Consider the following 22,270-nt stretch of genomic DNA (forward strand, 5'->3'; position numbering starts at 1 on the left):
TTGCCGGCTCCTGGGCCGAGAGGGTTGGGCACCGGCCCAGGAGCGGGGGAGGTTGCCGCAGTCTTCGGCCGAGACGCCGAAGACCCGGAGCGCGGGCTGCGACCGGCAGCGAGGGCGGGACAGGACCACATGGTTGACAGAGGGTCAGCGAATCCGGTGAACGCCGGATGTCGGCCGGCCGCCACCGCCGGGAAGCTGCTAGCTGTGATCGCGGTAGCTGAATACGTACAGCTACGCAAAGTTCTCCGGAAACACGGCGTTGCTCTCCGGTCTCAAATGCCTCAAGAAAGGTCTGGGATGCCCAAAATCTTCCCTGTGGCCCTCCTCGCGCTCGTTCTTGCCGCCGCACCATTGACCCCGGCGGTGGCCAAGGCGCCTCCGCAGTCCGACCAGGTCCCCGGCCGTTACATCGTGACCCTCAAGGACACAGCCGCTGCCGACGCTGCCGGCGTGGAGGCGGCTGTGAACGCGGCCGTCGAGGAGGCCGCCACCCTGGGTGCCGATGTGCAGCACGTGTACCGCTACGCCCTCCAGGGCTACGCCGCGTCCATGAGCCCGAGCGTCGCAGCCACGCTCGCCGACGACCCCCAGGTGAGTTCGGTGGAGCCCGACCGGCGGGTACAGGCCACCGCCCAGTCGGTCCCGACCGGTGTGGACCGGGTAGAGGCCGACAAGAGCCCCACAGCGGCCATCGACGGTGTCGACACCCGGGTGAACGCCGATGTCGCCGTCATCGACACCGGGATCAACCCGAACCACCCCGACCTCAACGTGTACCAGGCCGGCGGCAAGAACTGCTGGTTGCCCATCCTGCCCCCCACCGACTGGCACGGTCACGGTACGCATGTCGCCGGAACCATCGGCGCCCTTGACAACGACACCGGGGTGGTCGGTACGGCGCCGGGCGCCCGGCTCTGGCCGGTGCAGGTGCTCGACCCCTTGGGCAGTGGCACCACCTCGGCGGTCATCTGCGGCATCGACTACGTCACCCAGCACGCCGATGAGATCGAGGTCGCCAACATGAGCCTGGGCGGCGCGGGCACCGACGACGGCAACTGCGGCAGGACCAACAACGACGCGATGCACCGGGCGATCTGCAATTCCGTCGCCCAGGGCGTCACCTACACCGTGGCGGCCGGCAACAACCACGCCGACGCCAAGAACATGATCCCCGCCGCGTACGACGAAGTGATCACGGTCAGCGCCCTGGCCGACTTCGACGGCAAGCCGGGGGGTCTCGGCCGGCCGACGTGCCTCAACGACCAGGACGACACCTTCGCCGACTTCTCCAACTACGGCTCCGACGTCGACCTGATCGCGCCTGGCGTGTGCATCCGCTCCACCTCGAACACCGGCGGTTACACCACGCTGTCCGGCACCTCGATGGCCGCGCCCCACGTCGCAGGCGGCGCAGCGTTGTACCGGGCCACCCACCCCGGTGCACTGCCGCAGAGCGTCAAGACCGCTTTGCAGGACGCCGGCAGCCTCGACTGGACCTGGCCCTCCCAGGACGGCGACGGCACCAAGGAGCGTCTGCTCAGGCTCTCCTCCTTCTGACGGCGGTCATCTGCCCCGTGGCGTGGGTGCGTACCGGTGCCGGTGCGTGCCCACGCCACAGTTGTTTCCGCGAGGTGCCGGGAGCAGTGCTCCCCTGAACAGACCACGCAGGGCAGTGGCGTCCACCGCGCCCAGGCGGGACGAGGTGGCGGGATACGGGCAGGCAGTACGATCGGGCCGCATGGGGATCACTGTGCAGGCGCTGACGTACTACCCGGTCAAGGGCTGCGCCGGGACCGGCGTCGAGTCGGTCCGGGTCGGTGACACGGGGCTGGAGCACGACCGGACGTTCATGGTCGTCGACGCCGTCGACGGGGCGTTCCGGAGTCAGCGGGGGCTGCCGGCCATGGCCGCGGTCCGGCCCGAGGTCGTCGACGGCGGGCGGGCGCTGCGACTGAGCGCGGACGGCACCGAGAGCCTCGTCGTGGCCGTCGACCCGGAGGGCGAGCCGCGGCCGGTGAGCCTGTTCGACAAGCCGGTCGGGCACGTCGCGGACCAGGGGGACGCAGCCGCCGAGTGGTTCTCCGAGGTGCTCGGGGAGAAGTTGCGGCTGGTGCGGGTGCCGGAGGGCTTCGACCGGGACGGCTGGGGCGATACGCCGGGGAAGGTCGCCTTCGCGGACGCGCACGCCGTGCTCGTGGTGTCCCGGGCCTCGCTGGACGGGCTGAACGCACGGATCGTGGCCGCGGGCGGGGAGCCGGTGCCGATGGACCGCTTCCGGGCCAACATCGTGCTCGACGGCTGCGCCGAGCCCCACGACGAGGACCGGATGCGGCGACTGGAGTTCCGGGGCGCGGGCGAGGTCCGGGCGGTCGAACTCGCCCACTCCGTACGGGCGATGCGCTGCGCCGTGCCGATGGTGGACCAGCGCACGGGGCTGCGGGCCGGCCCCGAACCGGTGCGCACCCTGGCCACGTACCGCCGGGAGCCCCTGTACGACAACAAGGTCAGCTTCGGTGCGAAGGCGGCCGTGGTGCGCGGGGGCACGCTGGCCGTCGGCGACGAGGTGCTGGCCGAGTGGTACGAGAACGGGGCGCCGGATCCCCGGCGCCCCGCCTCGTGAGCCGGCCGGTTCAGCGGCCGTGACGGATCGGTGTCCGGCGGTTCGGACGGCCGTGACGGATCAGCGGCCGTACCGGATCAGGGCCCTGACCATCCGGCATGTCGTGTCGGACGGGGCGTGGACCCCGATGTGCTCCGCCGTGGCCCGTATACGGCGGTTGTCGGCGGTCGCCGGGTGGTAGACGCCGGAGTCGAGCAGGGCGATCGCGAGGCGCATCGCCTTGAGGCGGCGGTTGTGGGACACGTACCACTCGCGCGGCTGTCCGGCCGGGAGCGGCTTCTTCTGGGGCGGGGTCAGGGGCTTCGTCGTGAGTGTGGCAACGGCCATCGGCAACCTCCTGGCGCGGTGGCGGGACCATCCCGAACTACTGTTCATTCTACCGGCGGGCACTGACAATTTCCCCTGGCCAGACGGCGTTTGAGCAGCCCTGGACCGGTACCGTGGAGCCCATGGAGATCTGGATCAACCCCGCCTGTTCCAAGTGCCGCAGCGCCATCGATCTGCTCGACGCCGAGGGCGCCGAATACACCGTGCGCCGCTATCTGGATGACGTACCGACCGAGGACGAGATCCGCGCCGTCCTCGAGCGCCTCGGTCTCGAGCCGTGGGACATCACCCGCACGGGAGAAGCGGTCGCGAAGGAGGTGGGCGTCAAGGACTGGGCCAGGGACGCCGGTTCCCGCGACCGGTGGATCGCGGCGCTCTCCCGGCACCCGAAGCTCATCCAGCGCCCCATCATCACGGCGGACGACGGCTCCGCGGTGGTGGGACGTACGGAGGAGGCGGTACGGGACGCGATGGGGCGCGGCTGAAACCGGCAGGGACCGGAACCGCGCCCGCCGCGCGGCAGCCTTAAGGAACGTTAAGGAAGAGGGCCGTGGGGCCGGTGAGCAGCCGGCGGCGGCTACTCGTACGTAAGGGCACAAGGAACCATCCGGCCGCCCCCGCGGCCGGGGACAGGAGCTCTTACGTGTCACGCAAGAAGACCCTCAGCGGCAAGAAGAAGCTCGCCCTCCTCGTCGGCGCCGCGGCCATGGCCGGCGGCACTGCGATTGTCATGACCGGGACAAGCAATGCCTCCGTGGCGTGCGACGGGCTCGCCCAGGCCATCCGCAACAACGAGAACTTCATCGCCGGGCAACGCGCCACCCCGGACGCCCAGTCGGCCGCGCGCATCGCCAACCGGGAGGCGGTGATCGCGCAGATCGGGGTCCAGCAGGAAGCGGCCGGCTGCGCCACCGGCGACGGCGGTGGCGGGGGCGGTGACGAGGCGGCCGCGCCACCGGCCGCCGAGCAGCCGCCGACGGCGGAAGAACCGCCCGGCGACGAGCAGGGCGGCGGCAACGGCGGCGAAGAGGCCGGTGGCAACGCGGGCGGCGCCGCGGGCGAGGTCGTCTGCGCCGGCTCCACCGTGACGCTCTCCGGCGAGGGCGGCGCACCGGCCGCCTCCAGCAGCGAGTTCCCCGTCGGCACCCGGCTCAGGGTGACCAACCTGGACAACGACAGGTCCACGACCGTCGAGGTCACCTCGGTCTCCGGCAGTTGCGCCCTGCTGAACAACGCGGCCTTCGAACAGGTCCGCGAGGCGGGCAAGTTCCTGATCCGCAACGCGCGCATCGAGCGCGTCGGCTGACCGGACCGGCCGCCGGCACCGGGACGTACGCCGTGCCCGCTCCCCTTCCGCTGTCCCAGGAGGAGCAGCCGCCGGGCCGCACACCCGGCTGCGCCACGGCACCGTCCTGACCCGGCGGCCGCCGTGCCGCCGTAGCCGCAGGCCCCCGGTAACGCCCCCACCGGTCCTGCGGCTGCGGCCTATCCGCCCGCCGCTTACGGCGTCGCCTGGACCAGCAGTTCCTCCGCCTCCGCCAGGATCTCCGTGAGCCGCACCCCGAAGCGGATGTCGCACGGGTGCGCCTGCCCGGCGCGTACGGACTCGAGAAGCGCGTCCACCGCCGTGCGGAACGAGGCGACCGGGTCGCCCCAGCCCTCGGGCAGCTCGGCCCTCCCCTGCTCGCCCAGCAGCACCAGGCTCGTACCCGCCGCCTTCCCCGGTGCGCTCAGGCCCAGCGTCACGGTGCTGGACGCGCCGGAGGTGTGCCGCAGCACCAGGTGCACGGTGTCGGCGGGGCCCCGGCCCGCCGACAGCGTTGTCACGTCGCCGAGGACCGGGATCAGCGCGGAGAGGGCATGGGGGCCGACGTCCCACAGCCCGCCCTTCTCGCGGCGCCACGGCGACGCCGCGAACGGACTGTCCGAACCGTCCGAGTACAGCGACCCGAGCCACTGGGCGTGCGCCGTGAACCACCCGTCGGCGGCCGCCTGTTCGGCCAGCCAGGGAGCCGTGTCGGCGGCGAACCGCAGCGTGCAGAACACCACCGACGCCACCTGTGCCTCCTCGGCCGCGCGGGCAGCGGCCCGCGCCGCGGCGACGTTCGTCGCGACCGGCTTGTCCAGCAGCAGATGGCATCCCGCCGCCGCGGCCCTGGCGGCGAGCGGGGCCTGCACGTCCGGCGGCACGGCGAAGGCGATGGCGTCGCTGACCGCGAAGAGGGCGTCGATGCCCTCGTCGCCCGTGAACGCCGCCGTGCCGTGCGCGTCGGCGAGCTCCGCCGCGGCGTCGGGCCGCCTCCCCCACACCCCGCTGAACAGGGCGCCCGGGTGCCCGGCCAGCGCCGGTGCCTGCGTCATCCGTGCCCACGGCCCGGCGCCGAGGAGACCGATACGCGGTTGCTGCGTCTGCTTCGTCATGCGCACCAGTGTGCACGGCGGCGGGGAACGCCGAAGCGGGCGGTGGCGCACGGTGACGGGTTTGCGCCGCCTGCGCCGCGGGCCGGTGCGCGTTCCGGCCCCCGAAGGCCGATCCCGCCCGAAGCCGGAGGTCGGGCGCATCCGTGACGTGCGTCTCCCCGCACGTGTGACGTGCGCCTCCTCGTGCCCGGGACAGCTGTCTCCTCGTGCCCGTGACGCGGCCCCGGCGCCGTCGGCGATCCCGTTTCCGGCGCGCTGCCGAGCACCTGCGGGAAGGTCCGCACAACCCCCCCAACAGCCCGCAGAGCCCGCCGCGCCCGCCGGTCGTGAACGGGGAATGTCGCACGTAACGCGGGGTTCACAAACGGGCAACGGCCGGGAAATCGCGCATTGCCAAGCTGCGCGGCATACCGCTGCACCCGCAAAGGATGAGACCCCGTGACCTTCAAGGCTGAGTACATCTGGATCGACGGCACCGAGCCGACCGCCAAGCTTCGCTCGAAGACGAAGATCATGACGGGTTCCCCGGCGGGCCTCGCCGAGCTTCCCGTCTGGGGCTTCGACGGGTCCAGCACCAACCAGGCGAAGGGCCACGCGTCGGACCGTGTGCTCAAGCCGGTCTTCACCTGCCCGGACCCGATCCGCGGCGGCGACGACATCCTGGTGCTGTGCGAGGTCCTCAACACGGACATGACCCCGCACGAGTCCAACACGCGTGCCGCGCTGGCCGAGGTGTACGAGCGGTTCGCCGCGCAGGAGCCGATCTTCGGCATCGAACAGGAGTACACCTTCTTCAAGGGTTCCCGTCCGCTCGGCTTCCCCGAGGGCGGCTTCCCGGCCGCGCAGGGCGGCTACTACTGCGGAGTCGGCGCCGACGAGATCTTCGGCCGTGACGTCGTCGAGGCGCACCTCGAGAACTGCCTCGCCGCGGGCCTCGGGATCTCCGGCATCAACGCCGAGGTCATGCCCGGCCAGTGGGAGTTCCAGGTCGGCCCGCTCGCGCCGCTCGAGGTCGCGGACCAGCTGTGGGTGGCCCGCTGGCTGCTCTACCGCACCGCGGAGGACTTCGAGGTCTCCGCGACGCTGGACCCGAAGCCGGTGAAGGGCGACTGGAACGGCGCGGGTGCGCACACCAACTTCTCGACGAAGGCGATGCGCGAGGGCTATGCCGCGATCATCACCGCGTGCGAGTCGCTCGGCGAGGGTTCGAAGCCGCTCGACCACGTCAAGAACTACGGCGCGGGCATCGACGACCGTCTGACCGGCCTGCACGAGACGGCCCCGTGGAACGAGTACAGCTACGGCGTCTCCGACCGCGGCGCCTCTGTCCGTATCCCGTGGCAGGTCGAGCAGGACGGCAAGGGCTACATCGAAGACCGTCGTCCGAACGCCAACGTCGACCCGTACACGGTGACCCGCCTGCTGGTGGACACCTGCTGCTCCGCGCTGGAGAAGGCCGGCCAGGTCTGAGCAGCCGCGACCCGATGAGGGCCCGACGAGAGCCCGATGAGGAGGGCGTCCGCCGGTCACGGCGGGCGCCCTCCTCTGGCTGCACGACGTCCCTTACGTCATCGAGCGCGTCCTGGCCTTCGACAGGGCGCCGAGTGCGATGTCGCAGGCCAGGAACACCAGCAGGCTGATACCGAGCAGCGGCAGGAACCAGCCCACCAGCGCCGTCGCCGCGGCGAGCGGCAGCAGTACGGTCACGGGCGCCTTCCGCCATGCGCCGCGCGGCATCGGGCGGCCGGCGCTCAGCCTGCGTTCCTTCGTCGGCCTGCGCAGCCACCACATGCGGTAGCCCCACACGACGAGCAGGATCAGAGCGACCATGAGTGCGGCCAGTGCGAGCTGGTTCGGCAGACCGAAGAGCACGCCCATGTGAGCGTCGATGCCGAAGCGGGTCAGCTTCGCGAGCAACGGGTAGTCGTCGAAGCGCAGTTCGTCGACGACGCGGCCGTCGGCGGGGTCGACGGCGACCGAGTCGAGGTGGACCGGGTACTGGGTGTCGGTCTCCTTGACCACATAGCCCTTGCCGTCTGCGGGCAGGGTCACGGCGATCCTGCCGTCGACGCCGGAGGCCCGGGCGGCGGCCACCGCCCTGTCGATGCCGACGTCCGCACCCTGGTGCGCCGTTCCGTGGCCGCTGCCGTGGCCCTCGTGCCCGCCGTCGCCGCCGGCGCCCGGCTCCAGCGCGGCGGAGACGGCGGGGGTGGCCCCGCCGAGCTGGTCCTTGACCGCGCCGATGTTCTCACCCGCGTAACGGGACCAGGTGAGGCCGGTGGCGGAGAGCAGGACCAGCCCGGTGACCGCCCACAGGCCGACTGAGCCGTGCCAGGACAGGATCCTGCGGCGGCCCTCGGCGCCGCGCTCGGGCAGGAGCAGGGCCCGCTTGCTGCGGCGGCGCCGTCCGGTCCAGAGCAGCAGCCCGCCGAGTGCGACGACCCACAGCCAGCCGGCGGCGAGTTCGCTGTAGTGGCGGCCGACGTCACCGAGATGCAGATCGCGGTGGAGTTCGTCGAGCCACGTGCGCAGCGGGAGCGCGCCGGAGCTGCCGTACGAGACGAGTTCACCCCGTATCCCGGCGGTGTACGGATCGACGAAGACGGCGAGCGACCTGTCCTCGGCCACGCCGGGGGCGCTCATCAGGACACGGGTGGTCGCGCCCTCTTCGTACGACGGCCAGACGGCGGTGACGGTGGCGTCGGGCACGGCCTCGCGTGCGGCGTCGACCTGGGTCTCCAGCGGGAGCGACGGGCCGGTGACGGGTGCCGTGAGCTCATGGCGGTAGAGGAACTTCTCCGCCTGGAACGACAGCGAGTACAGCAGACCGCTGACGGCGGCGACGAGGATCAGCGGGGCGATCAGCAGCCCCGCGTAGAAGTGGAGCCGGAGCACGAGCGGGCGCAGCGCGCTCCATGTGGTGGCCGGTCCGGTGGGGGTGGGTGCGGCCGGGGCGGTGCCGGCGGCATTCTGCGTGGTGCCCTGGTCGGGGGCATCAATGGACATGGTGGTCCTAGGAGTCGGTGTCGACATGGGGAAGGCGGCCCCCGGGTCAGACAGCAGCGGCTCCGGGGGCCGTGGCACGGGGAACGGCCGGTGCGGGCGGGCCGCGGCGCACGAGGGTGTGGTCGAGGAGAAAGCCGTGGGGACGGCGGCGCGGTCGCGGGGCCGGGCGGGGTGCGGAGCCTGCTTCCGGCAGGCGTACGACGGTGAGCAGCAGCCGCAGCGGCGTGAAGGCGAACGCGAAGGCGGTGCGCGTGAGGCGGAAGAACGCAGCCTCGCCATGGGCCAGCCACAGTGCGCAGCCCGCGGCGGCGGCGAGGTGCACGGCGAGCATGCCGGTGTCGCCGACGACGTCCGTGGCCGGCTGGTGTCCGTGCCGGTGCGGGGCGGCGGGTGCGCCGCCCGCGAAGATCAGATGCAGCGCCCCCTGCACGGTGAGCAGCCCGGCTCCGATGGACCGGGCGCCGCGACGGCGGCCGGCCGCGAGCCATCCGGCGGCGGCGGTCGCACCGAGCGCGGCGATCAGCGCGGCCGGCGGTATGTGGTGCGGTGACAGGGACGAATGCCCCGTCGCGGCAAGGGTGACCGCCACCGCCGCGAAGAGCGCGGCCCGCAGGACGCGCATCGGCGACCGGGCATCCGTCATCGTCGCCACATGCTGCCAGCCGGGAGGCGCGTCCGGGAGAGTGACCGTGGGTACGGGCCTTATTCCGCCGGCAGAACCGCTGTCCTTCGCGCCGTCCGGCGAGGCAGAGTCGGAATCATGAGGCTTCTGATTCTGGGCGGAACACAGTTCGCGGGACGCGCGGTGGCCGCTGCGGCGCTCGCCCGAGGGTGGGACGTCACGGTCTTCCACCGCGGCCGGCACGCGGCGCCGGAAGGCGCCGCCGTACGGATCGGCGACCGGACCGCGGAAGGCGGCCTGGCGGCGCTCGCCGAGGGCACCTGGGACGTCGTCGTCGACACCTGGTCGGGCGCACCGTCGGCGGTACGGGACACGGCACGGCTCCTCGCGGGACGGGCCGGCCGGTACGTCTACATCTCCAGCTGCTCGGTGTACGTCTGGCCTCCGGCGGCCGGGTACGACGAGAGCACGGCCACGGTGCCCAGCTCGCCCGACGCCGGGGACGTGCCGTACGCCGAGGCCAAACGGGGCGGCGAGCTGGCGGTGTCGGCCGCCTTCGGGGACACGCGCTCACTGCTGGTGCGCTCGGGGCTGATCCTCGGCCCGTGGGAGAACATCGGCCGGCTGCCGTGGTGGCTGGGGCGGATCGCGCGCGGCGGTGACGTGCTGGCCCCGGGGCCGCGGGAGACGCCGCTGCAGTACGTCGACGTCCGCGATCTGGCCGAGTGGACGCTCGACGCGGCCGAGGCCGGACGCAGCGGGCCGTACAACCTGGTGAGCGCGCCCGGTCACACGACGATGGGCGAACTCCTCGACACCTGTGCCGAGGTGACGGGCTCGTCGGCGCGGCTGCGGTGGACGCCGGCGGAGACGGTGCTGGCGGCGGGTGTGGAGCCGTGGACCGATCTGCCGATCTGGATCCCGCCGACGCAGGAGGGGTACGGCGCCCTGCACGGTGTGGGCGTGGAGCGGGCACTGGCGGCGGGCCTGCGGTGCCGCCCGGTCGCCGACACCGTCCGCGACACCTGGGAATGGTTTGTGTCGCTGGGCGGCGCGGCGCCGCAACGGCCCGACCGCGCGCGGGTGGGGCTGGCGCCGGAGGTGGAGGAGCGGCTGCTGAAGGGGATGTGAGGGGCGGCGCTGACGGGGGTGCGAGGGGCGGCCGTCAGGGTGCGAGGGCGGCGCGACGCCGCGTGCGACCCGTCGACGGTGTACCTGGATACACCCCGCGTCCGGTGGCCGGCACCCGTGCGAACGCCGGACGGGGCCCGCCAGACTGGAGCCCGGGACCGGACGGCCAGGGGGAACCGAAATGATGGCGAAGATACGCGGCGCGGTGGTGGCCGGTGCGCGAGGGCTGGCACTCGCACTGACGGCGCTGATCGGCTCGGTTCTGCTCTTCACCCTGACGACGGTGTCGATCGCGCTGATCCCGATCGGGGTGGGGCTGTTCACCACCCCTGGGCTGCTGAGCCTGGTGCGGACCCATGTGGCCCGCAGGCGGCTGCTGGCGGCGCAGTGGTCCAAGGTCCGCATCCCGGTCCACTACCGGCCCTTCCCGAGACGCCCCCACAAGGGCCTCGTCGGCCGGGTCGAGCGCTGTGCGCAGATGCTGAAGGACCCGGCGACGTGGCGGGACATGCGGTGGCTGCTGGCCGACATGACGGGCGGCGCGATCCTCGCGCCGGCACTGATCCTGGAGGGCGTCTTCGGGCTGCTGCTCGCGGCGGGGCTGTGGGAGCCGATCGTCACGGCACAGGGCACCTACTGGTACACGTTCCTGCCGGTCAGGGACGGTACGGCGCACCTCGCCGCCCCGTTGGGCCTCGCCTGGATAATTCTCGCGCTGCACATCAATCCCCTTCTCGTACGCGCCCACTTCCGGCTCGCCGGCGCGGTGCTCACCCCCAGCCGTGCAAAGGAGCTCGAGCAGCGCATCGACCGGCTGACCGAGACCCGTCACGACGCCGTGGACTCCTCGGCCGCCGAACTGCGCCGTATCGAACGGGATCTGCACGACGGGGCGCAGGCCCGGCTGGTCGCCATGGGGATGAACCTGGGCACGATCGAGGCGCTGATCGAGAAGGATCCGGCCCAGGCGAAGGCGCTGATCTCCAAGGCACGTGAATCGTCGGCCGAGGCGCTGACGGAGCTGCGGGACCTGGTACGCGGCATCCATCCGCCGGTGCTCGCCGAACGCGGCCTCGGTGACGCGGTGAAGGCGCTGGCGCTGCGGCTGCCGGTGCCGGCCGAGGTGGACGTGGACCTGCCGGTTCGTGCGGACGCGCCGGTCGAGTCGGCCGCGTACTTCGCGGTGAGCGAGGCACTCACCAACGCCGTGAAGCACTCGGGCGCCGACCGCATCTGGGTGGACATCAGCCGCAGCGACGGCGCGCTGCGCATCTCGGTGACCGACAACGGCAAGGGCGGGGCGGTGACCGGGGCGGGCTCCGGGCTGAGCGGTGTCGAACGGCGGCTCGGTACATTCGACGGAGTCCTGGCCGTCAGCAGTCCCGCGGGCGGTCCCACCATGGTCACCATGGAGATACCTTGCGAGTTGTTCTAGCCGAGGACCTGTTCCTGCTGCGGGACGGCCTGGTCCGCATGCTCGAGGCGTTCGGCTTCGAGATCCTGGCCGCCGTGGAGAGCGGACCGGAACTGAGCAGGGCACTCGCCGAGTCGGAGCCGGACGTCGCCGTCGTCGACGTCCGGCTCCCGCCGTCCCACACGGACGAGGGCCTGCAGTGCGCGCTGGCGGCACGGCGGGCGAGACCGGGGCTGCCGGTGCTGGTGCTGTCGCAGCATGTGGAGCAGCTGTACGCGCGGGAGCTGCTGGCGGACGGGACCGGCGGCGTCGGCTATCTGCTGAAGGACCGCGTCTTCGACGCGGAGCAGTTCGTCGACGCGGTGCGCAGGGTCGCGGCCGGCGGGACGGCGATGGATCCGCAGGTGATCTCGCAGTTGCTGTCGCGGCGCTCGCACGACAAGCCCATGGGCGGCCTGACACCACGTGAGCTGGAGGTCATGGATCTGTTGGCGCAGGGCCGTTCGAACGCGGCGATCGCGGAACGGCTGGTGGTGACCGAACGGGCGGTGGCCAAGCACACGTCGAACATCTTCGCCAAGCTGAACCTGCCGGTGTCCGACGACGACAACCGCCGGGTACTCGCCGTGCTCGCCTATCTCGACCACGGGCGGACGGTGCAGGGCTGAGCGGCGAGGTGCCCGTTTTCGGCAGAGTCCAAACGGTTTTGACACCGGCGACTTCTACAATTTCCGCACACCGCTGAACGCCCCGCCGACGGTGCCCGTATGGAACGACGCGCTACTTCCCTCCCCCGGGATTGGAGTTCCATGGGACGCACATCGAGAAAACGCTCAACGCTGGCGAACCGGGCGATCGCTGCTTCGGCTGCCCTCCTTCTGGGCGGGGGTGGGCTGGTCGCGGCCAATTTCTACGCTTCCGCCCATGAAAGCTGGGGCGGCGACCGGAACGGGCCGAGAACCCAGAGTGCGGGTGGGTCGGTCTCCACCATCGACTGCCCGGAAGTCGTCAATTCCATCGAGGAGATACCCGACGACCAGCGGTTCGCCGTCGACCGCGAACTGGCCACCCTGGACAACCAGATCACCACGTACTACCAGCGGTTCGCCGACAACAAGGAGCGGGTGCAGAGCGACCGCACCTTCGCGGAGAACCAGATTCTGGCGCCACTGAGGAACGAACGGCTGGTGATCATCCAGCGGATCGTCGCACTGATCGACCGCTCGGCCGAACGCCCTCAGGGCCTGGAGGCGACGGCACCGTGCACACTGCGCGGCGACGAGGACCAGAACAACGACCAGAACGACGGTCAGGACAACGACGGCGACCAGGAGCAGGGAGGCCAGGACCAGGGCCAGGACGGCGGCGACCAGGACAACGGCAACGACAACGGGGACGGCGGGAACGAGGACAACGGGGACGGCGACAACGGCGGGAACGAGGACAACGGCGGCCAGGCAGGCAACGGCCCCGTGGCCGACGACTTCGTCGAGATCGAGTCCGTCGAGCCGAACGTCGAGAACCCGCGCAAGTTCCGGGGCGCCTCCCGGGGCACCTTCACCACCGAATGCGGCGTGAACGAGAACGGCAAGTTCAATTCCGACAACGTCATCGCCGCCCCGGGTGTCAGCAACGGCGCGCACCATATGCACGACTACGTCGGCAACCAGGCCAATGACGCCTTCGCCAGCGACGACGATTTCGCGAACGGGGACACCACCTGCAACAACCAGGGCGACAAGTCGACGTACTACTGGCCCGTGCTGCGGCTGCAGAACGGCCAGAACGAGTTCGACGCCGGTGAGGACGGTGGCGGCAACGACCAGAACGTCGGTGAGATCCAGACACCGTCGGACGTCACGCTGACTTTCGAGGGCAATCCGCGCAGCAAGGTCACCGCGATGCCGAAATTCCTGCGCATCATCACCGGTGACGCCAAGTCCTTCACCAACGGCGACGCGAATGCCAATGCCTCCTGGAGCTGCACCGGATTCGAGGACCGTCAGCTGAAGGACAAGTATCCGATCTGTCCCGAAGGCAGCCAGGTCGTGCGGAGCTTCAAGTTCCAGAGCTGCTGGGACGGCCAGAACACCGACAGCGCGAACCACCGCACCCATGTGGCCTTCGCAGAGGAGGACGGCAGCTGCCCCGACGGCTTCCGGGCCATCCCGCAGCTGGTGCAGCGGATCGTCTACGACGTGCCGCCGCCGGTCTTCGACGGCCAGAACGCCTCGGTCTTCGCGGTCGACTCGTTCCCCGAGCAGCTGCACAAGCCGATCACCGACCACGGTGACTTCATCAACGTCTTCAACGAGGACCTGATGGACGAGATGGTGGACTGCATCAACGACGGCCGTCGTTGCCAGTGATCCGCTGAGCGCGAGAGGCCGGGCCGGCCGGGGGTTCTCCCGGGCCGGCCCGGCCTCTTCCCGTCTGCGGACGGACGACGGACGGCGCCGCCTTTCCCGGGCCGGTGCGGGAGCACCCGGACCGGCCCGGTGGTGGCGTGCGTGTGTGTCAGTGCGGTAGGTCAGTTCCTGCCGTGCGCTCCGTGCGTTCCGTGCCCTTCATGGCCGCCGTCCTCGCCGCCGTTCTCGCCGCCGCTCGAGCCGTGCTGCGCACCGGTCTCTACCTCGCCGCCGAGCCGCCCGCGGAGGGCCGCGACGACCTGCTCGTCGCCGACCGCGACCCATCGGCGCCCGACCAGGTACGTGCCGCCGTAGTCGTTCGCCTCGTTGATCCACTCGCGCTGGCCGCGGTCGGTGCTGAAGGTCGCGAGGACGTACTTGCCGTCGGCCGTCCTGCAGTTGGCCTGACGCAGTTCCTCCGCGTCCGTCTGGATGTTCGGCTCGCAGTCGGCCCGGCGTGCGAGTTCCTCCAGGCTTCCGGTCGCCGTGCTCGGCGCCTGCGCCCCGCGCTGTTCCGCTCCGCCACGCCCGTCGCCCTCGTCACCGTCGTCGCCGGCTCCGCAGGCGGCCGTCAGAACCAGGACCACCACTGCCAGTGCCGTCCGGGCCGCCCGCCGTCCGCCGGTGCTCGTCGTCGTGCTCGTAACCGTCGTCGTACTCGTGCTCGTACTCGTCCGCATCCCGCCATGGTGCCCCTCCGGCCCCTCCCCGCGCGGCCGAACCATAGGTAATGTGCGCGCCTCAGCCCCCTGTTGTCGGCGCGCGGCTCAAAGCCCCGGCGACGTGGCCGGGTAGTGCCCGGGTGGTGTCGCGGCCGCCCGGCGGCCCCCGGCGGGGCCTAGGGTCCGCTCATGAACGCGATCCCTTCCACCACCGTCGCGAACCTTCGCGACCTCGGCGGTACGCCCCTGCCCGGCGGCCGGTCGGTGCGCAGCGGTCTGCTGTTCCGTTCCGGACAGCTCGACCGGATGGACGCCGCGTCCGACCCGGCCGTCGCCGCCCTCGGTCTCCGCACCGTCGTCGACTTCCGCACCCGGGCGGAACGCGACGCCCGCCCCGACCGGCTCCCGGAAGGCGGACGGCTGCTGCTCGCGGACGTGCTGGCCGACCAGGTCGCCTCCGGCCGGATGCCGGCGGCCGCCCGGCTGCGGCGGCTGCTGGCCGATCCGGCCGTCGCGGAGCAGGAGCTCGGCGGCGACCGGGGGCTGGAGATGTTCGCCGGCATCTACCGGGCGTTCGTGACGACCGAGTCGGCGCGCTCGTCGTACCGGGCGTTCCTGAACGAGGTCGCGGATCCCGACGCGGGCCCGCTGCTGTTCCACTGCACGGCCGGGAAGGACCGCACGGGATGGGCGGCGACCATCGTGCTCACTCTGCTCGGTGCGACGCCGGCGACCGTCGAGGCCGAGTACATGTCGGTCAATGCGGCGGTGCGCGAGGCGTTCGCTCCGCTGGTCGAGGGGTTCACGCTGCAGGGCGGGCAGCCGGAGACGGCCCTGTCGATCATCGGTGTGGTGCCCGATTATCTGGCGGCAGCCCTGGACGAGGTCGACGCCCGGTACGGCTCCATGGAGAAGTACGTCCGTGAGGGCCTCGGCATCACGTCCGCCGCCCTGAGGCGCATCCGCGAGCGGCTCGTCGTGGAGGACTGACTCGTCCCGTACCCCCTGCCGCGCCGGGTGACCATAGGACGATTCGCTCGTTCTGCTGAACGTGCGCCCACACGATTCCCCGGACCCGTTCGCCGGCCCCTCCACGACCGGCGCCTCCACGACGGACGCCTTCGGCCCGGTGTCCGGCACCGAGGCAGGGGCCGGTGCGGAGGCCGGGGTGGGACAGGCGGAGGCGGTGCTCGTCGAGCACTACCCGCGTCTTGTGCGGATCGCCTACCTGGTGCTGCCCTCGTCCCTCGGCCAGGGCCGGCGCGTACTGACCGCCCATGCCCTCGTGCAGCGGTCGCTGCCCCGTGGCGACACCGCGGCCGGCGCGGGCGCACCGGCCGTTCCTCGCGCCCGCCGCCCCGAGGGGGCCCGCGACCCCGGCTACGCGTATCTGCGGGACCGGGTGGTGCGCCAGGCGCTGGACGCGTCGCTGCCGCTGCGGCGCTTGGCACGGCCCCGGCGGGCGCAGTTCCCGCCGCTGCTGCCGCACATGTGGGGCGTGCGGGTCTTCCCACGGTCCGGCGGTGCGGGCGAACTCGCCCTGGACCAGCGCCTGTCGGCCCTGTCCGGGCCGGCCAGGGCCGCGTACGTGCTGCGCGCCCTGGAGAAGCTGTCCGACCGTGAGGTGCGTGAGGTATTGGAGCGGGCGGGGGCGGCGGACCCCGAGGGGGCGCTGGCGGAGGCCGACGGGGTACGGGACGAACGGGGCGGCGCGGACCTGCTCGGCTCCTCCGAGTTCGACGCCTGTTCACTCCAGGTGCGGCCCACCGATCTGCTGCGCCGCCGTCGGCACGCCAGGGCGGCCGTGGTCGCCGCCGCGGCGCTCGCGGTGTGCGGGACGCTGCTCCTGCTGCCGGGCGGCGGGGAGGGCGACGTGCGGAGCGGGCCGTACACCGGTGACGCCGCTGTGCAGGCGGCGCTCGACCCGGACAGGCTGGTGCGGATCCCGGCCACGGCGTGGCAGGAGTCCGTCCGCAGGGACTTCTCGGTGTGGCCGGCCCGGGGGCCGCTCACCCGGGACCGGCCCCTGCTGCGGCGGGCGCTCGCCGCCTGGGCGGATCCGGATGACGCGGTCCGGGTCAGCGCGACGCCCGGGACACCGTCGGGACCCCCGCCGGGCCCGCCGCACCTGCTGTACGCGGGCGACGTGGGCCGCGCCCGTGTGGTCGTGCTGTACGACGGGCTGCGCGTCGTCCGTTACGCGGAGCCGGCCAGGCCGGGGGCCGCGCCGAACGGCGTGGCCCTCGACTTCGCCCGCACGGACGGTGCGGACGCCGCCGGGTCCGGCGCGCTCGTGGCCGGGCGTTCGCAGGCGTACGTCCGCTATCTGACGGCACCCTGGGTGCGCGGCGTCTCGGTGCGGGACCTCCTCGATCCGGACGGCGGGCCGCGGCCGCTCCGGCGGGACGCGAGCGGACTCACCGAACGGCTGCCGAGCCCCGCCCAGAGGCGGGAGTGCCGGTCGTGGCAAGCGCTGGAACTGACGGACGGCAGGACGACGGCGCTGGTGACGGACCTCGGCGAGCTGACACCCGCGCACCTGACCTACGGCCCGCCCGGCGCCCCCGCCGAGGTCGCGGGCGCCGCGGCGCGCGCGGCCTGGGCGCGTACGGCCTGTCTGCTGCCGGGGGTGCGGGCGCACGGCGTGCGCAGCGTCAACTCGTGGCGGTACGCCCGGCAGCGGCTGCCGGAGGCCAACGGCACGGCCGCCTGGGTCTGCACGCGCGCGGAGACCTGGCGGGGTACGGACAGCAGGGTCCTGGCCCACTTCCAGGCGCCCGCCCGTCCTGGTGCTCCGGGCACGGTGGTGGCGCGGGCGGAGGCCTCCCCGGCGTGCGGGGTGCGCGAGCCCCTGGTGCTCGCGGGGGTGCTGTGGCAGTCGCGAGCGGGCCAGTGGTACGTGCTGGCGGCCGGCAGCCGGCGGCTCGCCTCGGTCAGCGTCCTCGGCGACGGGGTGGAGGGCGGGGCGGCGGGCAACACCATCGCGGTCCGCGCCCACGCGGGTGCCCGGCCCGAGCTGAACGGCCGTCTCGCCGACGGCACTCCGGTGGGCTCTCTGCGCTGACCGGCGGCCTCGCGGCCGGCCTTCGAGGGGGGCCAACGGCAGCGGCGCCGCCCCGTGCGCTGGCACAGGACGGCGCCGCCGGACCGCTGGGCGGTCAGTTCTGGTTGTACCGCTCGATGAAGTGGGCCCGGTCGAAGGTCCAGTTGCCCGTCGGGGCACTCCAGCTGCCGACGTGCCCGTTCAGCTTGCCCGCGCCTGCGGCGGTCCAGGTGAACATCTTCACGCGGCCGTCGTCGTAGCCGTACATCCCGCCGAAGTCGTCGCGCCCGTCACCGTTGTAGTCACCGGTGACGAGTTCGACGTTGTCGCGCCAGATGTTGCCGTCCGGGGTGGACCATGCCTCGATGCGTGTCGGGAAGGTGCCCTTGGCGTCGGCGGCCCACACGTGGATCGCGTCGTGACCGTCGGCGTAGTCGTACCAGGCGGCCACGTCGTCACGGCCGTCGCCGTCGAAGTCACCGGCGTGAATGGTGGTGCGGTCGCGGCTGCCCCACGTGGCGCTGGTGTAGGAGCTGACCGGCGAGTTGAAGCCGCCGTTGGCGTCGGTGGTGAACGTCCACAGCTTCATCTCGCCGCTGTCGTAGCCGTAGAAGGCGGCGAGGTCGTCGCGGCCGTCACCGTTGAAGTCACCGACGGCGGGCTTGACGTGCGCGTACCACCAGTTGCCGGCCGGGGTCTCCCAGGAGGCGACGGGCGCGTTGAAGCCGCCGTCCGCCCTGGACTTGAAGGTGAAGAGCCGGTCGTTGCCCGCGTCGTAGTCGTACCAGGCGGCCACGTCGTCACGGCCGTCGCCGTCGAAGTCACCGCTGTAGATGTCGAAGTTCTCGAAGTTCCAGTTGCCCGCGGCGACCTTCCACGACGCGAACGGCTCGGCGAAGTTGCCGTCACCCTTGCCGAGCCAGGTGAACAGGGTCACCCGGCCGTCGTCGTAGCCATAGGCGGCGGCCACGTCCGAGATGCCGTCGCCGTTGTAGTCGCCGGTGGTGCGCTTCATGTTCTCCGCCCACCAGCCGCCGGCCGCACGGCTCCAGGCGTGGATGGGCGCCTTGAACCCGCCGTCGGTCTCGGTGGCGAAGGTGTGCAGCTTGTCGCTGCCGTCGCCGTAGTCGTACCAGTCGGCCATGTCGCTGCGGCCGTCGGCGTCGTAGTCGTGCCGGATGGCGGTGCCGCTGCTCCACCGGGACACGCCCTGGGCGTCGTACACGACGAAGTTGCCGCGGTCCTGGAGGACCACCGAGCCGCCCGCGGCGGTGGTCTTCGACTCCCACAGCTTCGTCGTGCCGTCCGCGGCGAGCACCACGAGGTTGCCGGTGGCGTCGAGGCGGGCGGTGGCGCCGGCGTTCCCCGCGGTGCCGGTGGACCACAGGGTCTTGCCGGCGTTGGAGGTGACGACCAGGTTGCCGTCGGCCAGCATGGAGACCTTGGCCGAGTTGGAGGTGAGCGTGTCGCCCGCGGTCATCACCTTGCCTGCCGGCAGGCGCGAGCCGATGGCGATGTTGTCCACGCGGGCGGAGAGGGCGCCGGTGCGGGTCTCGTCCGTGCCGAGGCATCCGCCCTGCCAGGAGCGGCTGCTGACGGCGACGAGCTCGACCTTGCCGTCCTTCTCGCGGAAGGCGGGACCGCCGGTGTCGCCCATGCAGATGGCGTCGGACGCGGTCGCACCGCTGATGCCGACCGTCTCGCCGGCCACGGAGTCGACGGTGAACCGGGCGGTGTGCAGCTTGTCCGGCACCCACTCGGTGGCGGTACGGCCGTAACCGGCGACCTTCAAGGTCTCGCCGACGGCGACCGGGGTCTGCGCGAACGCGACAGGCGCGATACCGGACGCGGGCTTCGCCAGGCGCGCCATGACGACATCGCGCCCGGCCCGCGGCACGAGCTCCACGACGTCACTGACATGCCCGCCCGTGGCGGTCAGATCCGTACGCCCGATCGTGGCGACCGTCCGCTCGGACGGCTTCCCCGCCGCGACGGTACCGGGCTGCTGCGGATCGGCGGCGAAACAGCTCGCGGCGGTCACGATCCACTGCGGCGCGACCAGCGCACCCGAACAAGATCTCTTACCGGCACCTATGTCCACCTTCGCGGTGAACGCGTACTGCCCGTCCGGCGCCGCGTCACCCACGACCGCCTGAGCGGGCGTGGCAAGCAGCGTGCTCGCGGTGAGCGCAGCGGCGACCATGGCGATCGTTGCTGCGCGTGGTGATGTCCTCGACAAGGTCATGTTCCTTCGATGTGTGCCGGGGCGCGGCCCTGATCGGATGCGTCCCGTCTCGGCGGACTGCGGTCCTGTGCGCCGGCCCGCGCCGGTGTGTGGCACCGGGGCGGGCCGGTCGCGCGGGGACAGGGGCCGGGGGCTCTCGTGGTGGAACCGCCCCCGGCCCGTGTCCGCACGGGTGCTACTGAATCGCCCTGCCGAAGTCGGCGCCCTCGGAGGGCAGACCGTCCTTGCCGGGCTGGTACGTGGTCACCGGCTCGGCTCCGCCGTCGAGCACGTTCGCCCACGGCAGGGCGTGGACGGCGCCGGTGGCGACGGGCCCGTAGGGCATGCCCACGTAGAGGTGGGTGCCGATGGCCGTCATGCTGCTGCCAAGGCGGTGCGAGGTGCCCGCAGGACCCGGAATGCCGGCCCGTCCGGCCTCCAGCCAGCGGTCGGTGGTACCGGGAGAACCGAGCAGGGAGAACGCCTGGATGGCTCCGGCGTCCTTGACGCTGCCGATGTCCTCGCCGGGGACGCCGACGGCCAGCACCAGGTCGGAAACGGTGCTGACGGCACCCGGCCTGCGATTCACCGCGGTGAGGCGCGAACCGAACTGGTCTCCGGCCTCTTCACCGCCCGACACGTCCTCGCGGGCCTGCTGGATGTCCGCGAGCTGGCTGATCGCTCCTGCTGCGGTGACGCGGATGGTGACGGCACGCCCGGCGTCCTGCACGGCCTCAAGGTCCTCGCCGGGTGATCCGACGCCGACGATCGACTCGGTGGCTGCCGGTGCACCGGCGGAACGGTGGTCGACCACCGCAAGCGCGGCGCCGAACTGGTCACCGGCCTCCGCTGCTCCGTTGACGGCGGTGCTGTCCTGGCTGAAGGTCACCTGAGGAGTGGGAATGCCGTCGGAGTTCGGCACGTGGCTCATCACATGGACGAGTCCGGAGTCGGCCGCGCTGCCGATGGCCTCGCCCGGAGCACCGATGACGAGACGCTGCGGCGAGCCCGCGAGCGAGGAGCCGAACCGGTCGCCCGCCTCGACGGCCGCGCCGACACCCGGCTTGTCCTGGTGCAGCGTGACACTCGAGGTGCCCCGCACGTAGAAGGTGCTGCCCGCGTCCTTCAGAGTGCCCAGGTCCTCGCCGGGAAGTCCGATCGCGAGGTAGGGCTCACCGGTGGCGGTGTGGCCGGCGGCCAGGGCGTGGCCCATCCGGTCGCCCGCCTCGGAGGCGGACGCCTTGATGGCGTCGGTGCCGGTGCCCTGCTCCAGGTTCAGGGAGCCCTTGCCCTTGGTGAGTCCGGCACGGTCGCCGTAGAGCACCTGCACCATGCCGGCGTCGACCTCGCCGCCGAGGTCCTCGGCCGGAATGCCCACGGCGAGATCGGTGCAGCCGTCGAGGTTGTGGTCGAAGACCGCGAGGGTCTCGCCGTACCAGTCACTGGCCTCGGAGCCGCCGGGTACGGCGTCGAGGTCCTGGGTGATCTCCGCGGTGCCCTTGCCGCCGCCGTAGACGATCCTGACCAGTCCGGCCTTGGCGTCGCCGCCGACGGTCGCGGCGGGGTCGCCGACGGCGATGTCGCGGATGCCGTCGCAGTTGAAGTCGGTCACGGGGGCCGCGGCCGCGAGTGTGTCCGCCCAGCTCTTCAGGTCGTCGGCCCGTGCGGAGAGGGCGCCGGTGCGGGTCTCGTCCGTGCCGAGGCATCCGCCCTGCCAGGAGCGGCTGCTGACGGCGACGAGCTCGACCTTGCCGTCCTTCTCGCGGAAGGCGGGACCGCCGGTGTCGCCCATGCAGATGGCGTCGGACGCGGTCGCACCGCTGATGCCGACCGTCTCGCCGGCCACGGAGTCGACGGTGAACCGGGCGGTGTGCAGCTTGTCCGGCACCCACTCGGTGGCGGTACGGCCGTAACCGGCGACCTTCAAGGTCTCGCCGACGGCGACCGGGGTCTGCGCGAACGCGACAGGCGCGATACCGGACGCGGGCTTCGCCAGGCGCGCCATGACGACATCGCGCCCGGCCCGCGGCACGAGCTCCACGACGTCACTGACATGCCCGCCCGTGGCGGTCAGATCCGTACGCCCGATCGTGGCAACGGTCCGCTCGGACGGCTTCCCCGCCGCGACGGTACCGGGCTGCTGCGGATCGGCGGCGAAACAGCTCGCGGCGGTCACGATCCACTGCGGCGCGACCAGCGCACCCGAACAAGATCTCTTACCGGCACCTATGTCCACCTTCGCGGTGAACGCGTACTGCCCGTCCGGCGCCGCGTCACCCACGACCGCCTGAGCGGGCGTGGCGAACAGGGCACCCGTGGTGAGCGCCGCGGTCATCAGCCCGACGGCGGTGGTTCTTCGTGATCGATTTCTTGGCACAGTGCTTCCTTGGCT

Annotated in this window: 18 protein-coding genes; 11 read left to right on the forward strand and 7 right to left on the reverse strand. The window is 72.1% G+C overall.

Annotation, left to right across the window (positions count from 1 at the left end; translation table 11 throughout):
- The first annotated feature begins 297 nt into the window (after positions 1 to 297).
- A complete protein-coding gene (locus OGH68_RS09700) occupies positions 298 to 1,557 on the forward strand; it encodes a S8 family serine peptidase (protein WP_264242946.1) in 1,260 nt (419 codons plus the stop codon).
- A gap of 181 nt (positions 1,558 to 1,738) precedes the next feature.
- Entirely contained in the window at positions 1,739 to 2,620 is an 882-nt protein-coding gene (locus tag OGH68_RS09705) for an MOSC domain-containing protein (protein ID WP_264242947.1), read from the forward strand.
- 60 nt (positions 2,621 to 2,680) lie between these two features.
- Here OGH68_RS09705 and OGH68_RS09710 read toward each other — a convergent pair whose 3' ends face one another.
- Positions 2,681 to 2,947 (reverse strand): hypothetical protein, encoded by a 267-nt coding sequence (locus OGH68_RS09710; RefSeq protein ID WP_264242948.1) that lies wholly within the window; start codon positions 2,945 to 2,947, stop codon positions 2,681 to 2,683.
- A gap of 122 nt (positions 2,948 to 3,069) precedes the next feature.
- On the opposite strand from OGH68_RS09710, the gene OGH68_RS09715 reads away from it, so the two are divergent.
- Positions 3,070 to 3,432: an arsenate reductase family protein gene (locus tag OGH68_RS09715; RefSeq protein ID WP_264242949.1), complete on the forward strand. Its 363-nt coding sequence runs from the start codon at positions 3,070 to 3,072 to the stop codon at positions 3,430 to 3,432.
- Between the two features lie 158 nt (positions 3,433 to 3,590).
- Positions 3,591 to 4,253, forward strand: a complete 663-nt coding sequence (locus OGH68_RS09720; protein WP_264242951.1) for a septal ring lytic transglycosylase RlpA family protein — start codon at positions 3,591 to 3,593, stop codon at positions 4,251 to 4,253.
- A gap of 194 nt (positions 4,254 to 4,447) precedes the next feature.
- On the opposite strand, the gene OGH68_RS09725 is transcribed toward OGH68_RS09720, so the two are convergent.
- Positions 4,448 to 5,368 carry a Gfo/Idh/MocA family protein gene (locus OGH68_RS09725; RefSeq protein WP_264242952.1) on the reverse strand — a complete coding sequence of 307 codons (921 nt, stop codon included), beginning with the start codon at positions 5,366 to 5,368 and terminating at the stop codon, positions 4,448 to 4,450.
- 438 nt (positions 5,369 to 5,806) lie between these two features.
- On the opposite strand from OGH68_RS09725, the gene glnII reads away from it, so the two are divergent.
- Positions 5,807 to 6,838 (forward strand): glutamine synthetase, encoded by a 1,032-nt coding sequence (gene glnII / locus OGH68_RS09730; protein WP_264242953.1) that lies wholly within the window; start codon positions 5,807 to 5,809, stop codon positions 6,836 to 6,838.
- 93 nt (positions 6,839 to 6,931) lie between these two features.
- On the opposite strand, the gene OGH68_RS09735 is transcribed toward glnII, so the two are convergent.
- Positions 6,932 to 8,374 (reverse strand): PepSY-associated TM helix domain-containing protein, encoded by a 1,443-nt coding sequence (locus tag OGH68_RS09735; RefSeq protein WP_264242955.1) that lies wholly within the window; start codon positions 8,372 to 8,374, stop codon positions 6,932 to 6,934.
- Between the two features lie 46 nt (positions 8,375 to 8,420).
- The gene (locus OGH68_RS09740; RefSeq protein ID WP_264242956.1) at positions 8,421 to 9,017 is read right to left on the reverse strand and encodes a hypothetical protein; all 597 of its coding nucleotides are present in this window, start codon (positions 9,015 to 9,017) and stop codon (positions 8,421 to 8,423) included.
- Positions 9,018 to 9,134: 117 nt separating this feature from the next.
- Here OGH68_RS09740 and OGH68_RS09745 point away from each other — a divergent pair, with 117 nt between their 5' ends.
- The 4 genes from OGH68_RS09745 to OGH68_RS09760 all read left to right on the forward strand — a co-directional run bounded on the left by OGH68_RS09745 (position 9,135) and on the right by OGH68_RS09760 (position 13,910).
- Complete coding sequence (locus tag OGH68_RS09745) at positions 9,135 to 10,127, forward strand: NAD-dependent epimerase/dehydratase family protein (RefSeq protein ID WP_264242957.1); 993 nt, start codon at positions 9,135 to 9,137, stop codon at positions 10,125 to 10,127.
- A gap of 184 nt (positions 10,128 to 10,311) precedes the next feature.
- On the forward strand, positions 10,312 to 11,562 hold the full coding sequence (locus OGH68_RS09750) for a sensor histidine kinase (RefSeq protein ID WP_413471098.1): 1,251 nt from the start codon (positions 10,312 to 10,314) through the stop codon (positions 11,560 to 11,562).
- Positions 11,547 to 12,209 carry a LuxR C-terminal-related transcriptional regulator gene (locus OGH68_RS09755; protein ID WP_264242959.1) on the forward strand — a complete coding sequence of 221 codons (663 nt, stop codon included), beginning with the start codon at positions 11,547 to 11,549 and terminating at the stop codon, positions 12,207 to 12,209. Before OGH68_RS09750 ends, OGH68_RS09755 begins: the two co-directional genes overlap by 16 nt.
- Before the next feature lie 141 nt (positions 12,210 to 12,350).
- Positions 12,351 to 13,910 (forward strand): DUF1996 domain-containing protein, encoded by a 1,560-nt coding sequence (locus OGH68_RS09760; RefSeq protein ID WP_264242960.1) that lies wholly within the window; start codon positions 12,351 to 12,353, stop codon positions 13,908 to 13,910.
- 161 nt (positions 13,911 to 14,071) lie between these two features.
- On the opposite strand, the gene OGH68_RS09765 is transcribed toward OGH68_RS09760, so the two are convergent.
- A complete protein-coding gene (locus OGH68_RS09765; protein WP_264242961.1) occupies positions 14,072 to 14,629 on the reverse strand; it encodes a hypothetical protein in 558 nt (185 codons plus the stop codon).
- 171 nt (positions 14,630 to 14,800) lie between these two features.
- Here OGH68_RS09765 and OGH68_RS09770 point away from each other — a divergent pair, with 171 nt between their 5' ends.
- Positions 14,801 to 15,601, forward strand: coding sequence for a tyrosine-protein phosphatase (locus OGH68_RS09770; RefSeq protein ID WP_264242962.1), 801 nt, complete (start codon positions 14,801 to 14,803; stop codon positions 15,599 to 15,601).
- Positions 15,602 to 15,740: 139 nt separating this feature from the next.
- A complete protein-coding gene (locus OGH68_RS09775; RefSeq protein WP_413471099.1) occupies positions 15,741 to 17,675 on the forward strand; it encodes a hypothetical protein in 1,935 nt (644 codons plus the stop codon).
- Between the two features lie 94 nt (positions 17,676 to 17,769).
- Here OGH68_RS09775 and OGH68_RS09780 read toward each other — a convergent pair whose 3' ends face one another.
- Both OGH68_RS09780 and OGH68_RS09785 read right to left on the reverse strand, forming a co-directional pair.
- Positions 17,770 to 19,899, reverse strand: a complete 2,130-nt coding sequence (locus OGH68_RS09780) for an FG-GAP-like repeat-containing protein (RefSeq protein ID WP_264242963.1) — start codon at positions 19,897 to 19,899, stop codon at positions 17,770 to 17,772.
- Positions 19,900 to 20,074: 175 nt separating this feature from the next.
- The gene (locus OGH68_RS09785; RefSeq protein ID WP_264242965.1) at positions 20,075 to 22,213 is read right to left on the reverse strand and encodes a S1 family peptidase; all 2,139 of its coding nucleotides are present in this window, start codon (positions 22,211 to 22,213) and stop codon (positions 20,075 to 20,077) included.
- Positions 22,214 to 22,270: the final 57 nt, after the last annotated feature.

It is taken from the genome of Streptomyces peucetius (genome assembly GCF_025854275.1).
Taxonomy (GTDB): Bacteria; Actinomycetota; Actinomycetes; order Streptomycetales; family Streptomycetaceae; genus Streptomyces; species Streptomyces peucetius_A.